Origin of the sequence: Sphingomonas populi (assembly GCF_004208535.1) — a bacterium.
GTDB lineage: Bacteria > Pseudomonadota > Alphaproteobacteria > Sphingomonadales > Sphingomonadaceae > Sphingomonas > Sphingomonas populi.
The window spans coordinates 41,363-57,896 of record NZ_SGIS01000006.1 but is presented as its reverse complement, the minus strand read 5'-3'; the positions used below and the strand labels follow the sequence as shown (position 1 = coordinate 57,896).

Genomic DNA, 16,534 nt, shown 5'->3' with positions numbered 1-16,534 from the left:
TGAATGGACGACCCGAACTCTGGACGAGGCGATCGACGTTATGCGGGGGTATGGCGTCCGCTGCGATTCTGCTCGCGCCTGCGTCATGGGCCGCCGCCGCCGGCATCGCGCATCCGGCCGGTCGGGCGTCGGCACCGCACGACCTGCGATCCAATCTTCTCGCGGCGGGTCTGGCAGTGCCGTGCGATGCCATTCGGCTCAGTTGGATCGTACCCGACACCACGGCAACACAGGCCTTTTACCAGGTGCAGATCGCCGACGCCGCGACGCGAAAAACGGCATGGGATAGTGGACGCGTCACCTCGAACGACAGCATTGCGGTGCCGGTGCCGGCCGCCCTATTGCAACCCGACCGGGCCTATACCTGGCGGGTCAAGACATGGGATGGTGCCGGGCGTGGATCGCTCTGGTCGACACCGGCGCTCCTGATCACCGCGCCCCGGCACCTTGGCGGTGATGCGATCTGGGCGTCGGGAACGGACGCCCGGACGCCGGCCGATTGGGCGCTGCTGCGCCGCGCCTTCACGGTGGCGGTCAAGCCGGTACTGGCATGGTTGCGCGTGACCGCGACATCGCCGGAAGCCGCACGGCAGTTTGTGTTCCGGTTATGGCTGAACGGCACGCTGGTGGGGGTCGGCCCTGCACGGTCGCCGCAGGGCGATGCGCAGCCGCGCTACGCGACCTTCGACGTCACATCGCTCGTTCGGAGCGGCGGCAACGTGTTGGCCAGCCAATGCTACAGCAGCGACGGCCATGCCTTCCAGGCCGAGCTTGTCCTGCTCAACGCCGATGGATCGCGCACCACGGTCGCCAGCGACAATCGCTGGCGGACGATGGATGGTGGCCGCTGGCATGTGACATCCGGCTATACCGGCGGCGGCTTCTACCAGGCGCCGCTGGAAGCTATCGACGCGCGCGCCGAGCCGGTCGGCTGGCGCGATCCGGGCTTCGAAGATCGCGCGTGGCGCCCGCCGCTCGCGCGCGGTACGCTGCCCGCCGCGACCCCCGAGATCGTCGAGGCGATGGTGTTCGATGCGCTCGCGCCGCACCGGATCGATCGGCGCGGCGGGAGCGTCCTGCTCGATTTCGGGAAAGAGGCGGTCGGCGGACTCATGCTGCGACTGGCGGGTCCCGCAGGCGCGGTCGTGGACGTTCGCCTGGGCGAAGAGCTCACCGAAACCGGCGATGTCCGATACCAGTTGCGCTGCGGACAGACGTATCGCGAGTTTTGGACCTTGCGAGACGGCGAACAGGATTTCGAGCATTGGGGCTATCGGCCCTTTCGCTGGGCCGAGATACTCCTCCCGCAAGGCGTGACCCTGGTATGGGCACGGATGCGGTCGTTGGCGTTGCCTTGGCGCGAGGAAGCACCGTTCGAAAGCGCCGACCCCAATCTCGACAAGGTCCGCGACCTTTGCGCCTATTCCATTCGCGCGACGCGCATGGACCTCTATCAGGACACCCCCGCCCGCGAGCGCGGCCCGTACGAAGGCGATGCGATCGTCAACCAACTGTCCGAATATGCCGTGCAGCGCTCCTTCGCGCTGGCGCGCTATTCCAACCAATATCTTCTCTCCAAGCCGACTTGGCCGACCGAATATCGGCTGATGGCGCCGATCCTCGCCTGGCGCGATTACATGGCCACGGGCGACGACCGGTTTTTGCGGACCCATTTCGAGTCCATGGTCGACACGCAGTTGATCCACAGGATCAACTCTGCGGGCCTCGTAGAAAAGGATCCAGGGCAATCGAGCCAAGCCTGGGGCGATCTGGTCGACTGGCCGAAGAGCAACCGTGACGGCTTCGTGTTTTGCCGAGTGAACACGGTCGTCAATGCCTGGCAATATGCGGCGCTGGTCGCGTTGGCGGACATTGCGACGGTGATCGGCCGCACGGATCAGGCCGCGACGTTCCACCGCATGGCAAACCGCCTGCGCGACGCGCTGAACGCGGCGGCATTGCTGCCGGACGGCCGGTATCGTGATGGGATAGGCACCGGCCATAGTTCGCAGCACGCCACCGCGTTCGCCGTCGCGCTGGGCCTCGCCTCCGATCCGGTGGCCGGGATCGCCGCCGCATACCTCGCCCGGCAGAATATGCTGGTGAGCGTCTACGGATCGCAGTTTCTGCTGGAGGCGTTGTATCGCGGCGGGCAGGCCGATGCGGCGCTCGCCCTGATGACCAGCGCCGGGGAGTCCTCGTGGCGCAACATGATCGAACGCTGGGGCGCGACGATCACGATGGAGGCCTGGGATCCATCGCTCAAGCCGAATACGACCTTCAGTCACGCCTGGGCGACCGGGCCGGTCAATATCATCGCGAACCACCTCGCTGGCGTGACGATCACGAAGCCAGGGGCCGAATGCCTGCGGTTTGCACCACAACCTGGAAGGCTGGCGCATTTTCGAACCGAGGTTCCGACCATCCGCGGGCCTGCCAGCGTGGCGTATCGCGGTGGGAGTGCCGGGTTTCTCGAGATTGGCGTGCCCGCCAACAGCCGTGCAGATCTCCACTTCACCTGCCCATCTACAGCGCCATCCGTCACGATACATGCGGCGGGAATGACGAGACTGCACAAACCGCACGCTGGGGTGATAAATTTGAAGGACCTGCCGCCTGGGCCGTGCCGCATCACTTGGAACGACACAAAGGGCAGCCTGGGTTAGGCCATAACGACGTTGGGCGGAGATGCGGAATAATTGTTTGATATTATTAAATAAATTCTTGATCTGGTCGCGCTCTCGTACAGAGTGGCGTCGTAGGGGCGCCGGTCTTTTCGATCGAGCGACTCAGGGCGTGCGTTACTTACCGCGTTGCGCCATGCTTGCTCGTACCGCGATGTAGGAAAGGGCGACCTTGGCTGAGAGCAACGATCATGCGTTTTCCCCGATAGCGGAAGCGCCGGTGCACCGGCTCAACCTCAACCTGCTGTACCCGCTCGACGCGATCCTGCAGGCCCCGACCTTGACCGAGGCGGGGCGTCGCGTGCGGCTCAGCCAGTCGGCGATGAGTCACGCGCTGCGCCGGTTGCGCGATCACTTCGGCGACGATTTGATGACCTATACGGGCGGCAGCCAGTATCCGACACCGCTCGGGCAGGCCTTGCGCCCGGAGGTTCGGCGCGTGCTGCGTGAGGTCGAGGGTGCGCTGAGCCTTTCGCTCACCTTCGATCCGCTGACTACGACGCAGACCATTACCATCGCCACGTCCGAGACGATCGAACAGATGCTGCTCGGGCCGGTGCTGCGCGCCCTGTCCGCCTTGGCGCCGGGATTGACGGTTAATCTGATGCCGATCGACGTCAACGCGCCGGACCGTTCGCTTGATCAGGGTGCTGATCTGGTTTTGGTGGCCGAGGAGGCCGCGATCCGCGGATTGGAGAGCCTGCCAATCATTACCGATTACGCCGCCTGCATGATCTGGAACGAACATCCCGATCTGCACAATGTCGACGACATCAGCGAGACCCAGTACCGAGCCGCACGACACATCGTCGCGCGCGATGAAATGACCGAGACCTTTCCGCTCGACCCCCTTGGCGCAAACCTTTTGCGCGCCCGCCGAATCTGCGTACGCAGCACGTCCCAGGCGACGCTACCTACTATCGTCATCGGAAGTGATCTGATTGCGACCGGCAGTTCCTGGCTTTTTCAAAACTACGCGTCGATCATGCCGCTCAGGGTGATAACCGCCCCTTTTCCGCGCAAGCCGAATGTCATCCTCGCCCAATGGCCGCGGTATCGGCGTGACCCGATGGTTGCGTGGTTCGTGGAGCAGATCCGTGCTCACGTCCCGAACGCGGGCATCGATCCCGCTCATGCTCGCATGAACATTTCGAATTTGCCTGTCATCTGAGTGAAGCATAGCCTTTCCTAGACGGAAAATTCCAGCGGACGCCGCAAGCGTCACGACAGGGAATGCCGGCGACAGGAGGACGGCCGCGGTTGTTGCTGTCTTGGTAACGACCACATTGTCTCGCCGCAGGGCGAGTCCGTTTTATCACGAGGTTTCCGTTCGGTCGGATGCGCGACGTTGTCTGCGCATGGGGCGGCGCGTGCCTTGAGGAGGGGATCGAAATGATTGGTATGACCGCAAACGCACGTTGCCTTTTGAGCGCCGCCAGCCTGAGCGTCATAGCCGTGCTGGGGGCCACCATGCCGATGTCGGCCGCTGCGCAGCAGGCGCGCGGGGGCACCATCACCGTGCCGGCGATGCCGATGGCTAAGGCGATCGAGCAGATTAGCGCCCAGGCAGGGGTCGTCGTGAACTACGATCCCGACGCGGTGAAATCGCTGAGCTCCAAGCCGGTTCGCGAGGCGACCTCGGTTCGCGCTGCGCTTGAGGCGGCAACGGCAGGTAGACCGCTCGCTATCGAGATCGGGGACAACGGCGCGCTGACGGTCGTCAACAACATCAACGACATCATTGTTACCGCCCGGCGCGACGAGGCGGAAACCAGCGTTCTCGTGCGGCAGGCGACGACATCCGATCGCAGCGGCCTCGGCTTGCGCGATCAGCCACGCAACACGCAGGTGATCTCGGCCAAGACGATCGCGGATCAGCAGGCGCTGAACATCACCGACATCCTGCGCAATGCCGGCGGCGTATCCGCCACGGCCAATGACGGTAATGCCGGCGCGTCCTACACGGTGCGCGGGTTCAGCGCGGCCGGGCTGGTCAATGGCTTGAGCGGCAGCAGCCAGAACAGCATCGCCGGCAGTGCCAACCAGCCGATCGCCAATATCGAGCGTGTCGAAATCCTGAAAGGGCCGGATGCCTTGATCGCGGGCTTTGGCAATCTGGGCGGCAACGTCAACGTCGTGACCAAGAAGCCCAGCGCGGAGCAGCGGCTGGCGGTGTCTCTGGATGCCGGCTCGTTCGGGCTGGTTCGCGGCGTCATCGATGCGAACAACGCGATCACTGCGGACAAGAAGCTGTCCGGCCGGGTTGTCGCCAGCGCGCAGAAGATGGAGCATAACTACGGCGGTTATGACAACAACGATGACTATCTGTTCGCGCCATCGCTGCGCTACAAGGACCGCCTGACCGATATCGTCATCGGGGCCAGCCTGTCGAAAGCCGTGACCGGGATCGGGGCATATACCCTGTTTGACATCAACACGGCGAACCTCATCGAGCGCGATCCATCCGTGCCGATATACACCCCCCACCAAGGACTCCGCGCCAATATCGATCGCTTCTATTTCGATCTGACACGCGAGATCGTGCCCGGGGTCGATTTCGTCGCGCGGGGCTTGCACGAAACGTCACGGCTGGAAGTCAGGGTCGTGCAGCTCGGTTACAGCCGTCGGGGTATCTTGCGGGCCCAGATCGGCGGCTCGCTGCTCGAAAGCACGTCCGACGCAGTCGACAGCTTCGTTCGCATCAAGACCCATGTCGGCGATGGATTGAAGGCCAGCTTCAACGTCGGCTACAATTACAGCCGAGGCAGCACGGATCAGAGGGGCGCCACGGATTCCATTTTGGTCCCCAATCCCCCGCTCGGCGCCAACACCGGGGACGTGAGGCCATTTTCACCGTTCGGCGACGTTTCTTTGAACGTCACGGGCAAACAGGAGGGCGTCTATGGCCAGGCGCTTCTCGAATTCTGGAAGATCAAGCTACTGGGCGGGGTCCGCAAGACCTGGTTCGAAACAGGGGCGACGTTCTTCTTCCCCGGAGCAGACCCCACTGTGCCCGACAAACGGCGGGGAACGTCGCCCAGCGCGGGCATCATCTTTGACGTGACGCCTGAGGTGTCGGTCTTCGCCAACTATGCGCGCGGCACGGACCCGAGTTTCGGGACCAGCAGGACTGGAGAAATCCTGCCCGATATCACGACGACCAACAAGGAAGTGGGCGTCAAGATCGACCTGTTCAGCAAACGCGCCACGATCAACGCGTCCTATTTCGACATTACGCAGGACAATATCCAGGTCACCGATCCGGTCGACCCGAATTTTCAGATCCCCGGCCCCGGGCAACGCGGGCGCGGCATCGACCTGAACATCGCCGGTCAGTTGCTGCCCGGATGGACGGTTTTGGGCTCATTGACGCGGACCAAATATACACTGCTTTCCCCGGACGAATTCGAAACGACCGTAAGGCGTCAACCACGCGATACCTACAGCATCTATTCAATCTATCGCACGAAGATCGCCGATGGCCTCAGCGGCGGGATGTCGGCCGGCCTGTACGGACGATCAAGCTCGTTTGCGGATCCGCTCGGTATCTATGTCGTGCCGGCGGCGCGGCAGGTGGACGTCAACGGGTTCGTGACCTGGCAAGGGTTCGACATCAATCTGGGTGTTCGTAACATCTTCGACCGGCGTAATTACAATACGGCGAACTCCATTGGGTTCGTTCCCGTCGATGAGCCGCGCGGCGTACGCCTGACCATCACGAAGCGCCTGTTCTGAAGGATCGGTAGCCAATGATACCCCAGCCCGCCAATGTCGAGGAGACCCGCCGAGAGGCGGGCCTCCAGCCGAACCAACCGGCCCGCGAGCGGTGGGCGCATGCCTGGCGGCTGAGCACGCGCTATTTCGTGTCGGACGACTGGAAGTGGGCGTGGTTTCTGGTTGCGTGCTTTTGCGCGATCGAAGCCAGCTCGACCTATATTTTCCTGCTGACGAACCGCTGGCAGCGGTCTTTCTATGATGCGATTGAGCAGCGGCAGGGCGGCCTGTTCCTGTCGCTGGTACTGACCTTTGCGATGATCGCAGCGCTCGAAATCGGGGTCATATTTTTCAACAACATCGTCGGTATGACACTGGCGGTCCGCTGGCGTAAGTGGCTGACCGAATGGTATCTTGGCCGCTGGTTCGCGCGCGATCGTTTCTACGAGATCGAACGACTGCGACTGATCGACAACCCCGACCAACGGATTGCGGAGGATCTCAAGGAATTCACAGCGATGGGGATGCCCTATGGCACTTCGCCGCTCGTGATCGTGATCGGGCTCGTCTCCAGCGTGATCCGCGCCGTTCTGTTCGCCGTTATCCTGACGCAGACGTCATCACCTATTAGCATCCCCTTCTTTGGCCATGAAATTCCGCTGCCAGGCGGCGACATGATCTGGTTTGCGATCCTCTACGTGCTGTTCGGCACGGTGGTCATCACCTGGATCGGCAAACCGTTCGTCCGCCGACGGATGCGCGAGCAGCATTACGAAGCGGATTTTCGCAGCGACATGCTGCATGTGCGACGCAACGCGGAGCAGATTGCCTTTTCCGGCGCGCAACGAATCGAACAGGACGGTTTGCGGGTCGCTTTCGAGAATATTCGTCGCAACTGGTACCAATTGATGCTGGCGAGCGCGGGCTTGAGCGCCGGGCAAAGCATTTATCAGCGGGTAATGGGGATGGTTCCTCTGTTTCTGACCGTCCCGAAGTATTTTGCAGGCAAGATAACCTTCGGTCAGGTTCAGGGCGCGCGAGACGCCTTCGAGCAATTTTCTGCGAGCCTCTCCTACGCCGTCAACGTGTATCCCTCGATCGCGCGGCAGGTCGCCAACGTCAATCGTCTGAAAGCGCTCGACGACGCGATCGATCACGAGCGGCCGAGGGGCATCGCCTTCACGCCGGGCGGTACGCCGGACGGCGTCGCAATCAGCGCGTCGAACCTGGAACTGCGCCGGCCGAACGGCGCGCTGCTGTTGTCCGTCGATCAGTGGACGATCCGCGAGGGCGAGCGCTGGGTGATCGAGGGGCCATCGGGCGCCGGCAAGACGACGCTGCTGCGGGCGATCGCCGGCCTGTGGCCCGACGGCGCCGGCGCCGTAGCGATGACGCAGCGCGGCAGCGCGATGCTGGTGCCGCAACGCCTCTATTTGCCGCTCGGCACGCTGAAGAACGCGATCTGCTTTCCCGACCGGGCCGAGGATCATGACGATGCCGTCATCGCCGCACTGCTCGATCAGGTCCGGCTGAGCACGCACATCGACGCCATGCATGAGTTGCGCATGTGGCAGGACGAACTGTCGCCCGGCGAACAACAGCGCGTGGCGCTCGCCCGCATCCTGCTGCAACGCCCGACGCTGCTGGTGGTAGACGAAGCGACCAGCGCGCTCGATGCGGACAATGCCGCGAATTTCTACCAGGCCGTGATCGGTGAACTGCCCGGTGCGACCATCGTCAGCGTCGTGCACGACGAAAAGCTCGCCAGTTACCACACGCACCGTCTTCGCCTGGATCATGGCCATGCGACGTGCGCAAAGATCGAGATGAAAGCATGACGGAGCTGTTGACCCACAGCGAGGCGGCGTTGCGCGATGCGGCGGCGCTGGCCGTGGAACTCGCCGGCCGGCGCGGCGCCACCGCACGCGCCTCGGTCCATCACGAGGGCGTTGCGAAGATCGCGATGCGGGACGGTGAGGTCGAAACCGCAGAGCGCAGCGGCACGCAGGGCCTTGGCCTCACCGTCTTCCACGACGGCCGGCGCGGATCGGCGTCAACCGCGAGCTTCGACCGCGCGGCGATCGAGCGCGTGGTCGAGGAGGCGATGCTGATCGCGCGCCATGTCCGGCCTGACCCTGACGCGGGCCTGCCACCGGCCGATACACTCGCTTTTTCCAGCCCCGCCCCGCAGCTTTATGCCGATAGCCCGCGGAACCCTGACGCGCTGCTCGACGCTGCCACCAGCATGGACCGTGCAGCGGGCGAGATCGCACGGTCTGACCCGCGGCTGCGCATCGGCGAATCGGTGGCGGTGGCGACCGAAGGACTATGGGCGCTGGCGACGAGCGACGGTTTCTGCCGCAGCGTTCTGCGATCCAACGACGCCCGCTGGTCGGTGATGCTGGCACAGGACGATTCCGGCAGCACGTCGAACTTTGCCCAGTCGCAGGAACGCAGCGTCGGCGCCCTGCTACCCGTCGAACTGCTGGCGCAGCAAGCCGCCGACCGTGCCCGGCAAGCGCTCGGCGCACGATCGCTGGCCAGTCGGCGCTGCCCGGTGCTGTTCGATCCGCGCATCGCGGCCACGCTGGTCGGCGAACTTGCGTCTGCGTTGACCGGCATGGCGCAGGTGCGGCGCATGAGTTTCCTGCCCGATCCGATCGGTCGCAGCATCGCGGCATCTCACCTCGACCTGATCGAAGACCCGTTCGAGCCGCTCGGGCTGGCGAGCGGTGGCTTCGACAGCGAGGGAATTGCAGGATCGACCCGTGCGATCGTCCGCGCCGGGGTCGCCGAGAGGTTGTTCCTGTCGTCGCTGTCCGCACGCAAGCTCGGCATGACATCGACCGGTAACGCCGATGGCTTCTACAATCTTCGCCTGACCAGCACGGCGGACAGCGGCGATTGGGCGGCGATGCTTGCGATGTTGGGCACCGGCCTGGTCGTCACGCAGCTTCAGGGTGGCATGACCGATCCTGCCAGCGGCAATTGGACGCAGGCGGTCGAAGGGCTGTGGGTGGAGGACGGGCACGTCGTTCACGCTGTCACCGACGTCACGCTGGCAAGCACCATGCCCGCGATGCTGGCAGGCATCCGTGCGGTCGGCCTCGATGTCGAGCGGCAGGGTGCGATCCGAACCGGCTCGATCCTGATCGACGATATGCAAGTGGGAGGCAGGGCATGAACGGCGGCGACTTGGCGATCGATCGCGCGCGGGCGGCGCTGTTCGGGCCGGCGGGGCTCGACGAGGCCGCGATCGGCCGCGCCTTGGGACATCTGGCCGGCGGCGGTGCCGATCTGGCCGATCTGTTCTTCGAAACCACGGCGATGCGTAGCTGGCGACTGGAGGACGGTCACGTCACGCAAGGAAGCTTCTCCATGCGGCAGGGCGTCGGCGCGCGTGCCGCGCATGGCGGGCAGGTCAGTTTCGCGCACTCGGCCGACATCCGGGAGAATGCGTTGCTCGATACGGTGCGGGCGGTCCGTACGCTGGCCCGGCATGGTGATAGGACGCGTCATCCGCAGGGCATCGCGCTCAACCGGCGGGCGGGGCGTCACGACCTGTACCCGGCGATCGATACGGTGTCGGTCGAGGATGCGGCGGCGTGGATCGCGTTGCTCGAACGCATCGACCGGCTCGCGCGCAGCCGCGATCCGCGCGTCGCGAGCGTCGATGCGAACGTGCGGGCGCAGGATACGGTCATTCTCGTCGCGGAGGCCGATGGGCTGCTGGCGGGCGACGTGAGGCCGGTGACGATCCTGTCGATTGTCGTGATCGCCGAGCAGGACGGGCGGCGCGCGCGCGGCCAGGCGGGGCTTGGCCGTCAAGCCGGGCTGGACGGGTTCGATGACGCCTCGGTCGAGGGGATGGTGGCGACGGCGGTACGCATGGCGCTCAACAATCTCGACGCGATCCCGGCGCCGGTCGGCGAGCTGCCGGTGGTGTTGGGGCCGGGCTATCCGGGCGTCCTGTTCCACGAAGCGGTCGGCCACGGGCTGGAGGGCGATCACCATCGCAAGCACCTCTCCGCCTTCGACGGTAAGGTCGGCGAACGGATCGCCGCGCCCGGCGTCACCGTGATCGACGACGGCGGCCTCGCCGGGCGGCTCGGTTCGCTCGGCGTCGATGACGAGGGGACCGCACCCGAACGCACGGTCCTGGTCGAGGACGGCATCCTGACCGGCCTGATGCAGGACCGGCTCAATGCCGGGCTGATGAACGCGCGCTCGACCGGCAACGGTCGGCGCCAATCCTACGCCCATCTGCCGATGCCGCGCATGACCAACACCTTTCTGGCGAACGGCTCGGCCGATCCGGCGGACATTATCGCGTCGATCGATCGCGGCATCTATGCGACCGAATTCGACGGCGGGCAGGTCGATATCGTCACCGGCCGCTTCAATTTCACCACGATCGAGGCATGGCTGGTCGAGAAGGGCAAGCTGGTCGCGCCGGTGCGCGGTGCCACGCTGATCGGCATCGGGGACGAGGCGCTCCGGCACATCTCGATGGTCGGCAATGATCTGGCTTTCGACACCGGCATGGCGACCTGCGGCAAGCAGGGACAGCAGCTCCGCGTCAGCGTCGGCCAGCCCACGCTCCGCATCGACCGGATGATGGTCGGCGGACAGAACGCCTGACATTCCCCGTTTCCACAAGGATCTTCCGTATGCGTCATGCCACCGAACACGATTTCGACGATGTCGTCATGAAGAACGACAAGCCGGTGCTGGTCGATTTCTGGGCGCCGTGGTGCGCGCCGTGCAAGGCGCTGGCCCCGACGCTCGACGATCTGGCGATCGAATATGCCGACGAGATGGAGATCGTGAAGGTCGATATCGAGGCGAACCCCGATCTGGCCAAGCGTTTCGACGTACGCGGTATTCCGCTGCTGATCGTCGTCAAGAATGGGCAGGAGACCGCGCGGACCTTCGGCACGGTCTCGCGCAGCCGGCTCGACGCGTTCGTCGATGCCAATGTCGGGACCGAGAAATGACCGACATCGCATTCCAGGGCGATCCGGCCGTCAAGGACATGGCGCTGGCCCGCCTGCGCCGCCACATCGCCGATGGCAGCTTCGTCTTCTATCCCGCATGGGAGGAGGGCAAGGCGAACGTGATCGGCGCAATCGTCGAGGCAGACGACCAGACGGCGTTCGCCGAACGCCTCGGCTACCCGATCGCGCTCGTTACCGCGCTGGAATCGATCGTAAACGCCTATCAGACGTTACCTGTCGCGCAGACATATGTAACCGACTGGTTCGAACAAACCCCGGTCGGCGCCGACCTGTCGCGCGTGGTGTCGCAGGTCTTGCTGTCGATCCTCGAACGGTCCGATCTGGTCACGTTGACCGCCCCGCACGCGGAACTGGAGCGCTGTCGGCAGGCAGTGATCGCGTTGCACCGCCGCGAGATCGATGGCGATGCGGCGGACCGCAAAGGGTGGAAGGTTGAGCGATTGGCCGCCGTTGCCGCGAGCGATGCGATCACCGACGGTTCGTTTGCACATCTTGCCGGTCTCATCGTCGAGGCAGCGGCGTGGCCTGCCACTATGCGTACCGTGCTGAGCGATACTCTGGACGCCTGTGGCCGACTGGAGCTGCGGCGTGAAACCGGCGCCATTGGCTGGACGGAGGCTCTTGAGAGCCGTGCGTACAAGATCCGCGAGAAGGCCGAAATCGACGGTCGAATGGCCGAATTATCGGGTATAGACCGGATGCTTGGTTTGCTCGACGCCGAAGACCCTGAACTCGGGCAACATTTTCGCCAGCGACTCGAATGTTTCGAGCGCTTGGGCCATATCAATCGCCTCGTCGGGCGTCAGATCGTCGAGTTGATGAGGCAGGCTCCTGTCGTTGCTACACCCGCCGAGGCGTCGGCGTGACCGCAAGCCCGACGCCGCAGTCGCGGCACAGCAAGGTGCTCATCATCGGATCGGGACCGGCTGGCTATACCGCTGCGGTCTATGCCGCGCGCGCTGCCCTGGCGCCGACGCTGGTCGAAGGGCCGCAGCCCGGCGGGCAACTGATGATGACCACCGATGTCGAAAACTGGCCGGGTGACGAAAGCGTGCTTGGTCCCGATCTGATGGCGCGAATGGCAGACCAGGTGCGCAAGGCCGGGGTCGAGGTGGTCAGCGACCTGATCGACGCGGTCGATCTGTCGCGCACGCCGTTCCTGGCGATCGGCGACGACGGCACGCAATACACCGCCGACACGATCATCATCGCGACCGGCGCATCGGCGCGCTGGCTGGGGCTGGATAGCGAGACGGCGTATCGCGGTCGCGGCGTATCGGCCTGCGCCACCTGCGACGGCTTTTTCTACCGCGGTCAGGTTTGTGCGGTGGTCGGCGGCGGTAATACCGCCGTTGAAGAGGCACTGTACCTCACCAATTTCGCCGAGAAGGTCTATCTGATCCATCGGCGCGATACCCTGCGCGCCGATCGCACCAACCAGGCGCGGCTCCATGCCAATCCTAAGATCGAGATGATCTGGAACGCCGAGGTGACCGAAGTCGTCGGCGATGCCTCCGGCGTCACGGGAGTCTCGTTGCGCGATACGCGCGACGGCACGGCTTCGCATCTGGCGGTTCACGGGCTGTTCGTCGCGATCGGCCACGATCCCGCCACCGCGCTGTTCAAGGGACAGCTTCGCATGGATGACGAAGGCTATATTCTCGTCACGCCCGGATCGACCGCGACCAGCGTGCCCGGCGTGTTCGCCGCCGGCGACGTGCAGGACAAGCTGTTCCGGCAGGCGGTGACGTCGGCGGGCATGGGGTGCATGGCGGCACTGGAGGCCGAGCGCTTCCTCGCCGGGCACAATGCACATGCGATCGCCGCAGACGGCGTTGACACGGCGATGTTGGTTTGAACCTGAAGATGGATGAAACGATGACAAACCCTCTGCTCGACACGCTGGAACTGCCGCGTTTTGGCGACATCCTGCCCGATCAGATCGCGCCCGCGCTCGACAAGGTCCTCGGCGACCATCGCGCGGTCGTCGAGCGCATCGTCGCGACGCAGCCGCGCAGCTTTGCCGAGGCGTGGCTGCCGCTGGAGCGCGCGGACACTGCGATTACGGCCGTCTGGTCTGCGGTGTCGCACCTGCACGGCGTTGCCGACACGCCCGAACTGCGCGCCGCCTATGTCACCGGGGAGGAAAGGCTGGTCGAAAACAATCTTGAGGTGATGCAGAATCAGGCGCTCTATGCGGTGCTGGTCGCGCTCACCCAGACGACCGAATTCGCTTCGCTGCCGGACGCCGACCGGGTCGCCGTGGACCATCGGATTCGCGATTTCGTCTTGTCGGGCGTCGCGCTGGAGGCGGAGGACCGCGCCCGCTTTGCCGCGATCTCGGTCGAATTGTCGCAGCTATCGACCGCCTTCGGCAACGCCGTGCTCGACGCGACCGACGCCTGGTTCGAACATGTCGAGGATGCGGCCTTGCTGGCGGGCATTTCGGAGGCCGACACGGCGATGTTTGCCGATGCCGCCACCGCGCGCGGCCTGCCCGGATGGGTCGTGACGTTGCAGATGCCCAGCGTGAGCGCCGTGCTGACGTTCGCGGAGGATCGCGGCCTGCGCGAGCGCGTATATACGGCATATGGCACGCGCGCATCGGATCAGGGTCCGCATGCGGGGCAGTTCGACAATTCGGGCCGGATCGCGTCGATCCTCGACCTGCGGCGCGAGGGTGCCCGGCTGCTCGGCTTCACCGATCCGGTCGCGTGGTCGCTGGCCACCAAGATGGCACCTGACGCCGCCACGGTGCTGGCGTTCCTGCGTGATCTCGGCCACCGGGCGAAGCCCGCCGCGATCCGCGAATATGCCGAGCTGGCGGAATTCGCCGCCGACCATCTCGGTATCGCGGCGCTTCAGCCTTGGGATATGAGCTATGTTTCGGACCGGCTGCGCGCCGCGCGCTATGCCGTTGATGAGCAGGAGGTGCGCGCCTATTTCCCGGTCGACCGCGTCATCGCCGGTTGGCAGCAACTGCTCGATCGCCTGTTCGGCATCCGCCTGATCGCGCGCGCCGACGTGCCGGTCTATCACCCCGACGCCTGCTATTACGATGTGGCGGACGAGGATGGCGCGATCATCGCCGGCGTCTATGTCGATCTGCATGCCCGTACCGGCAAGCGCGGCGGCGCATGGATGGCACAGGCGCGCCCGCGGCTGAAGGATGGCAACAGCCGTCGGGTGCCGGTCGCCTATCTCGTCTGCAACTTCGCACCGAAAACCGACGGCAGCCCTTCGTTGCTCAGCCACAAGGAAGTGGTGACCTTCCTGCACGAGACGGGGCATTGCCTCCACCATCTGTTCACGCGCATCGATCGTCCCAGCATCGCCGGCACCAACGGGTTCGAATGGGACGCGATTGAGCTGCCAAGCCAGTTGATGGAGGATTTCGCCTGGGACCGTGACGTGCTGAACGGCATGTCGGGCCATTACCAGACCGGCGCCCCGCTGACCGCAGAATTGTTCGATAAGCTGCTGGCGGCGCGCCGGTTCCTGTCGGGTATGTTCGTCGTCCGGCAGGTCGAATTCGCGCTGTTCGACCTGCTGCTGCATCTGGGAACGCTCGGCAGCGATCCGATGGAGGTGATCGAGGCCGCGCGCGAGGCGGTGGCGGTGGTCCGCCCACCGGCGTGGCACCGCTTCCCGCACGGCTTCACCCATATTTTCGCCGGCGGCTATGCGGCTGGCTATTACAGCTATCTGTGGGCGGAGGTGCTCTCCGCAGACGGGTTCCAACGCTTTGCGGAGGCAGGATTGGTCGACCGCGTCACCGCTGCGACGTTCCGTGACGAGGTGCTGTCGCGCGGCGCCAGCCGTCCCGCCGCCGACAGCTTCCGCGCCTTCCGTGGTCGCGATGCGGACCCGCAGGCAATCCTCGTCCGTCATGGCCTGGCAGTACACGATGACCGCTGATCGCACCGCCGACCGCGCGTGGCGTGTAGAGGCGATCCGGCGGATCGAAGCGGACTATACCAGGTCCGCCGACACCCACCTGATCCGGCTCGACCTGCCGCACCACCCCGGGATCACGCTGTACCTTAAGGACGAAAGCAGTCACCCGACCGGCAGCCTGAAGCATCGGCTCGCCCGCTCGCTGTTTCTCTATGCGTTGTGCAACGCCTGGATAGGGCGGGATACCTGCGTGATCGAGGCGTCGTCGGGCTCGACTGCGGTCAGCGAGGCCTATTTCGCGCGGATGCTTGGACTGCGCTTCATTGCGGTGGTGCCAGCCTCGACAGCGGCGCCAAAGCTCGACGCGATCCGTTTTTACGGCGGCGAAATCCACGCCGTCGATGATCCGCGCACCGTGTACGACATTGCGCATCGTCTCGCCGCGGAGACGGGCGGGCATTATCTCGACCAGTTCACCTATGCCGAGCGCGCGACGGACTGGCGCGGCAACAACAATATCGCCGAAAGCATCTTCGCACAGATGGCAGCCGAGGAGACGCCGGTTCCGACCTGGGTCGTGTGCGGGGCGGGGACGGGCGGCACCTCGGCGACAATCGGCCGCTATATCGCCTATCAGCGGCACGCGACCCAGTTGTGCGTCGCCGATCCGGTCCATTCGATCTTCCATCGGCATTTCGCGGATCGCACCGCCGTCGCGCTGCCGGAGGGGTGCGCCAGCCGTATCGAGGGGATCGGGCGTCCGCGCGTCGAAGCCAGCTTCATTCCATCGGTGATCGACCGGATGATTGCAGTCGAGGATGCGGCGAGCATCGGCGCGATGCGCGCGTTATCGCGCCGTCTCGGGCGACGGGTCGGCGGGTCGACCGGCACCAATCTGGTCGCGGTGATGCGACTCGCCGAGGAAATGGCGTCAGCACAGCAGTCCGGCGCGATCGTCACCATCCTGTGCGACGGAGGCGAGCGCTACGGCTGCACCTACTACGATGATGACTGGCTATCCGCCCGCAGCGTCTCTTGGCAGGAGCATGAGCAAGACGTGCAGGCCTTTCTGATTTAAGGCAAGTCGGCGTCGAAGGTGCGCCAAACTGCGAGAGTGATCCTCCCTCGTTTTGACGGACACCAATGACAGGCTCTGTCGTTAGCAGCGTCTCGCCTGCAAGCCCGGCGGCAAAGCGCGTCAGTATCGGCGATGGCGTCGCC

General features: G+C 64.7%; 11 protein-coding genes. All 11 read left to right on the top strand.

Annotated features, from left to right (window positions below; translation table 11 throughout):
* Positions 1-50 precede the first annotated feature (50 nt).
* A complete protein-coding gene (locus EWE75_RS05525; protein WP_165388273.1) occupies positions 51-2,666 on the top strand; it encodes a family 78 glycoside hydrolase catalytic domain in 2,616 nt (871 codons plus the stop codon).
* Positions 2,667-2,856: 190 nt separating this feature from the next.
* A complete protein-coding gene (locus EWE75_RS05520) occupies positions 2,857-3,855 on the top strand; it encodes a LysR family transcriptional regulator (RefSeq protein ID WP_130155671.1) in 999 nt (332 codons plus the stop codon).
* Between the two features lie 221 nt (positions 3,856-4,076).
* Positions 4,077-6,419 (top strand): TonB-dependent siderophore receptor, encoded by a 2,343-nt coding sequence (locus EWE75_RS05515; RefSeq protein WP_165388272.1) that lies wholly within the window; start codon positions 4,077-4,079, stop codon positions 6,417-6,419.
* A 14-nt stretch (positions 6,420-6,433) separates the two neighbouring features.
* Positions 6,434-8,236, top strand: a complete 1,803-nt coding sequence (locus EWE75_RS05510; protein WP_231708227.1) for an ABC transporter ATP-binding protein/permease — start codon at positions 6,434-6,436, stop codon at positions 8,234-8,236.
* Positions 8,233-9,582, top strand: a complete 1,350-nt coding sequence (locus EWE75_RS05505; RefSeq protein WP_130155669.1) for a TldD/PmbA family protein — start codon at positions 8,233-8,235, stop codon at positions 9,580-9,582. Before EWE75_RS05510 ends, EWE75_RS05505 begins: the two co-directional genes overlap by 4 nt.
* Entirely contained in the window at positions 9,579-11,039 is a 1,461-nt protein-coding gene (locus tag EWE75_RS05500; RefSeq protein WP_130155668.1) for a metallopeptidase TldD-related protein, read from the top strand. Before EWE75_RS05505 ends, EWE75_RS05500 begins: the two co-directional genes overlap by 4 nt.
* Positions 11,040-11,068: 29 nt before the next feature.
* Positions 11,069-11,395, top strand: coding sequence for a thioredoxin (gene trxA / locus EWE75_RS05495; RefSeq protein WP_130155667.1), 327 nt, complete (start codon positions 11,069-11,071; stop codon positions 11,393-11,395).
* Positions 11,392-12,282, top strand: coding sequence for a hypothetical protein (locus EWE75_RS05490; RefSeq protein ID WP_130155666.1), 891 nt, complete (start codon positions 11,392-11,394; stop codon positions 12,280-12,282). Before trxA ends, EWE75_RS05490 begins: the two co-directional genes overlap by 4 nt.
* Positions 12,279-13,274 carry a thioredoxin-disulfide reductase gene (gene trxB, locus EWE75_RS05485; RefSeq protein WP_231708226.1) on the top strand — a complete coding sequence of 332 codons (996 nt, stop codon included), beginning with the start codon at positions 12,279-12,281 and terminating at the stop codon, positions 13,272-13,274. The genes EWE75_RS05490 and trxB overlap by 4 nt, the downstream gene beginning before the upstream one ends.
* Positions 13,275-13,282: 8 nt before the next feature.
* Positions 13,283-15,334, top strand: a complete 2,052-nt coding sequence (locus tag EWE75_RS05480) for a M3 family metallopeptidase (RefSeq protein WP_130155664.1) — start codon at positions 13,283-13,285, stop codon at positions 15,332-15,334.
* On the top strand, positions 15,324-16,391 hold the full coding sequence (locus EWE75_RS05475; RefSeq protein WP_130155663.1) for a PLP-dependent cysteine synthase family protein: 1,068 nt from the start codon (positions 15,324-15,326) through the stop codon (positions 16,389-16,391). Before EWE75_RS05480 ends, EWE75_RS05475 begins: the two co-directional genes overlap by 11 nt.
* The last annotated feature ends 143 nt before the right edge of the window (positions 16,392-16,534 follow it).

Bases quoted from the DNA above. Each gene is read 5' to 3' on its own strand.
- EWE75_RS05525 (WP_165388273.1), top strand. From the start codon at position 51: ATGGCGTCCGCTGCGATTCTGCTCGCGCCTGCGTCATGGGCCGCCGCC.
- EWE75_RS05515 (WP_165388272.1), top strand. From the start codon at position 4,077: ATGATTGGTATGACCGCAAACGCACGTTGCCTTTTGAGCGCCGCCAGC.
- EWE75_RS05510 (WP_231708227.1), top strand. From the start codon at position 6,434: ATGATACCCCAGCCCGCCAATGTCGAGGAGACCCGCCGAGAGGCGGGC.
- EWE75_RS05505 (WP_130155669.1), top strand. From the start codon at position 8,233: ATGACGGAGCTGTTGACCCACAGCGAGGCGGCGTTGCGCGATGCGGCG.
- EWE75_RS05500 (WP_130155668.1), top strand. From the start codon at position 9,579: ATGAACGGCGGCGACTTGGCGATCGATCGCGCGCGGGCGGCGCTGTTC.
- trxA (WP_130155667.1), top strand. From the start codon at position 11,069: ATGCGTCATGCCACCGAACACGATTTCGACGATGTCGTCATGAAGAAC.
- EWE75_RS05490 (WP_130155666.1), top strand. From the start codon at position 11,392: ATGACCGACATCGCATTCCAGGGCGATCCGGCCGTCAAGGACATGGCG.
- EWE75_RS05480 (WP_130155664.1), top strand. From the start codon at position 13,283: ATGGATGAAACGATGACAAACCCTCTGCTCGACACGCTGGAACTGCCG.
- EWE75_RS05475 (WP_130155663.1), top strand. From the start codon at position 15,324: ATGACCGCTGATCGCACCGCCGACCGCGCGTGGCGTGTAGAGGCGATC.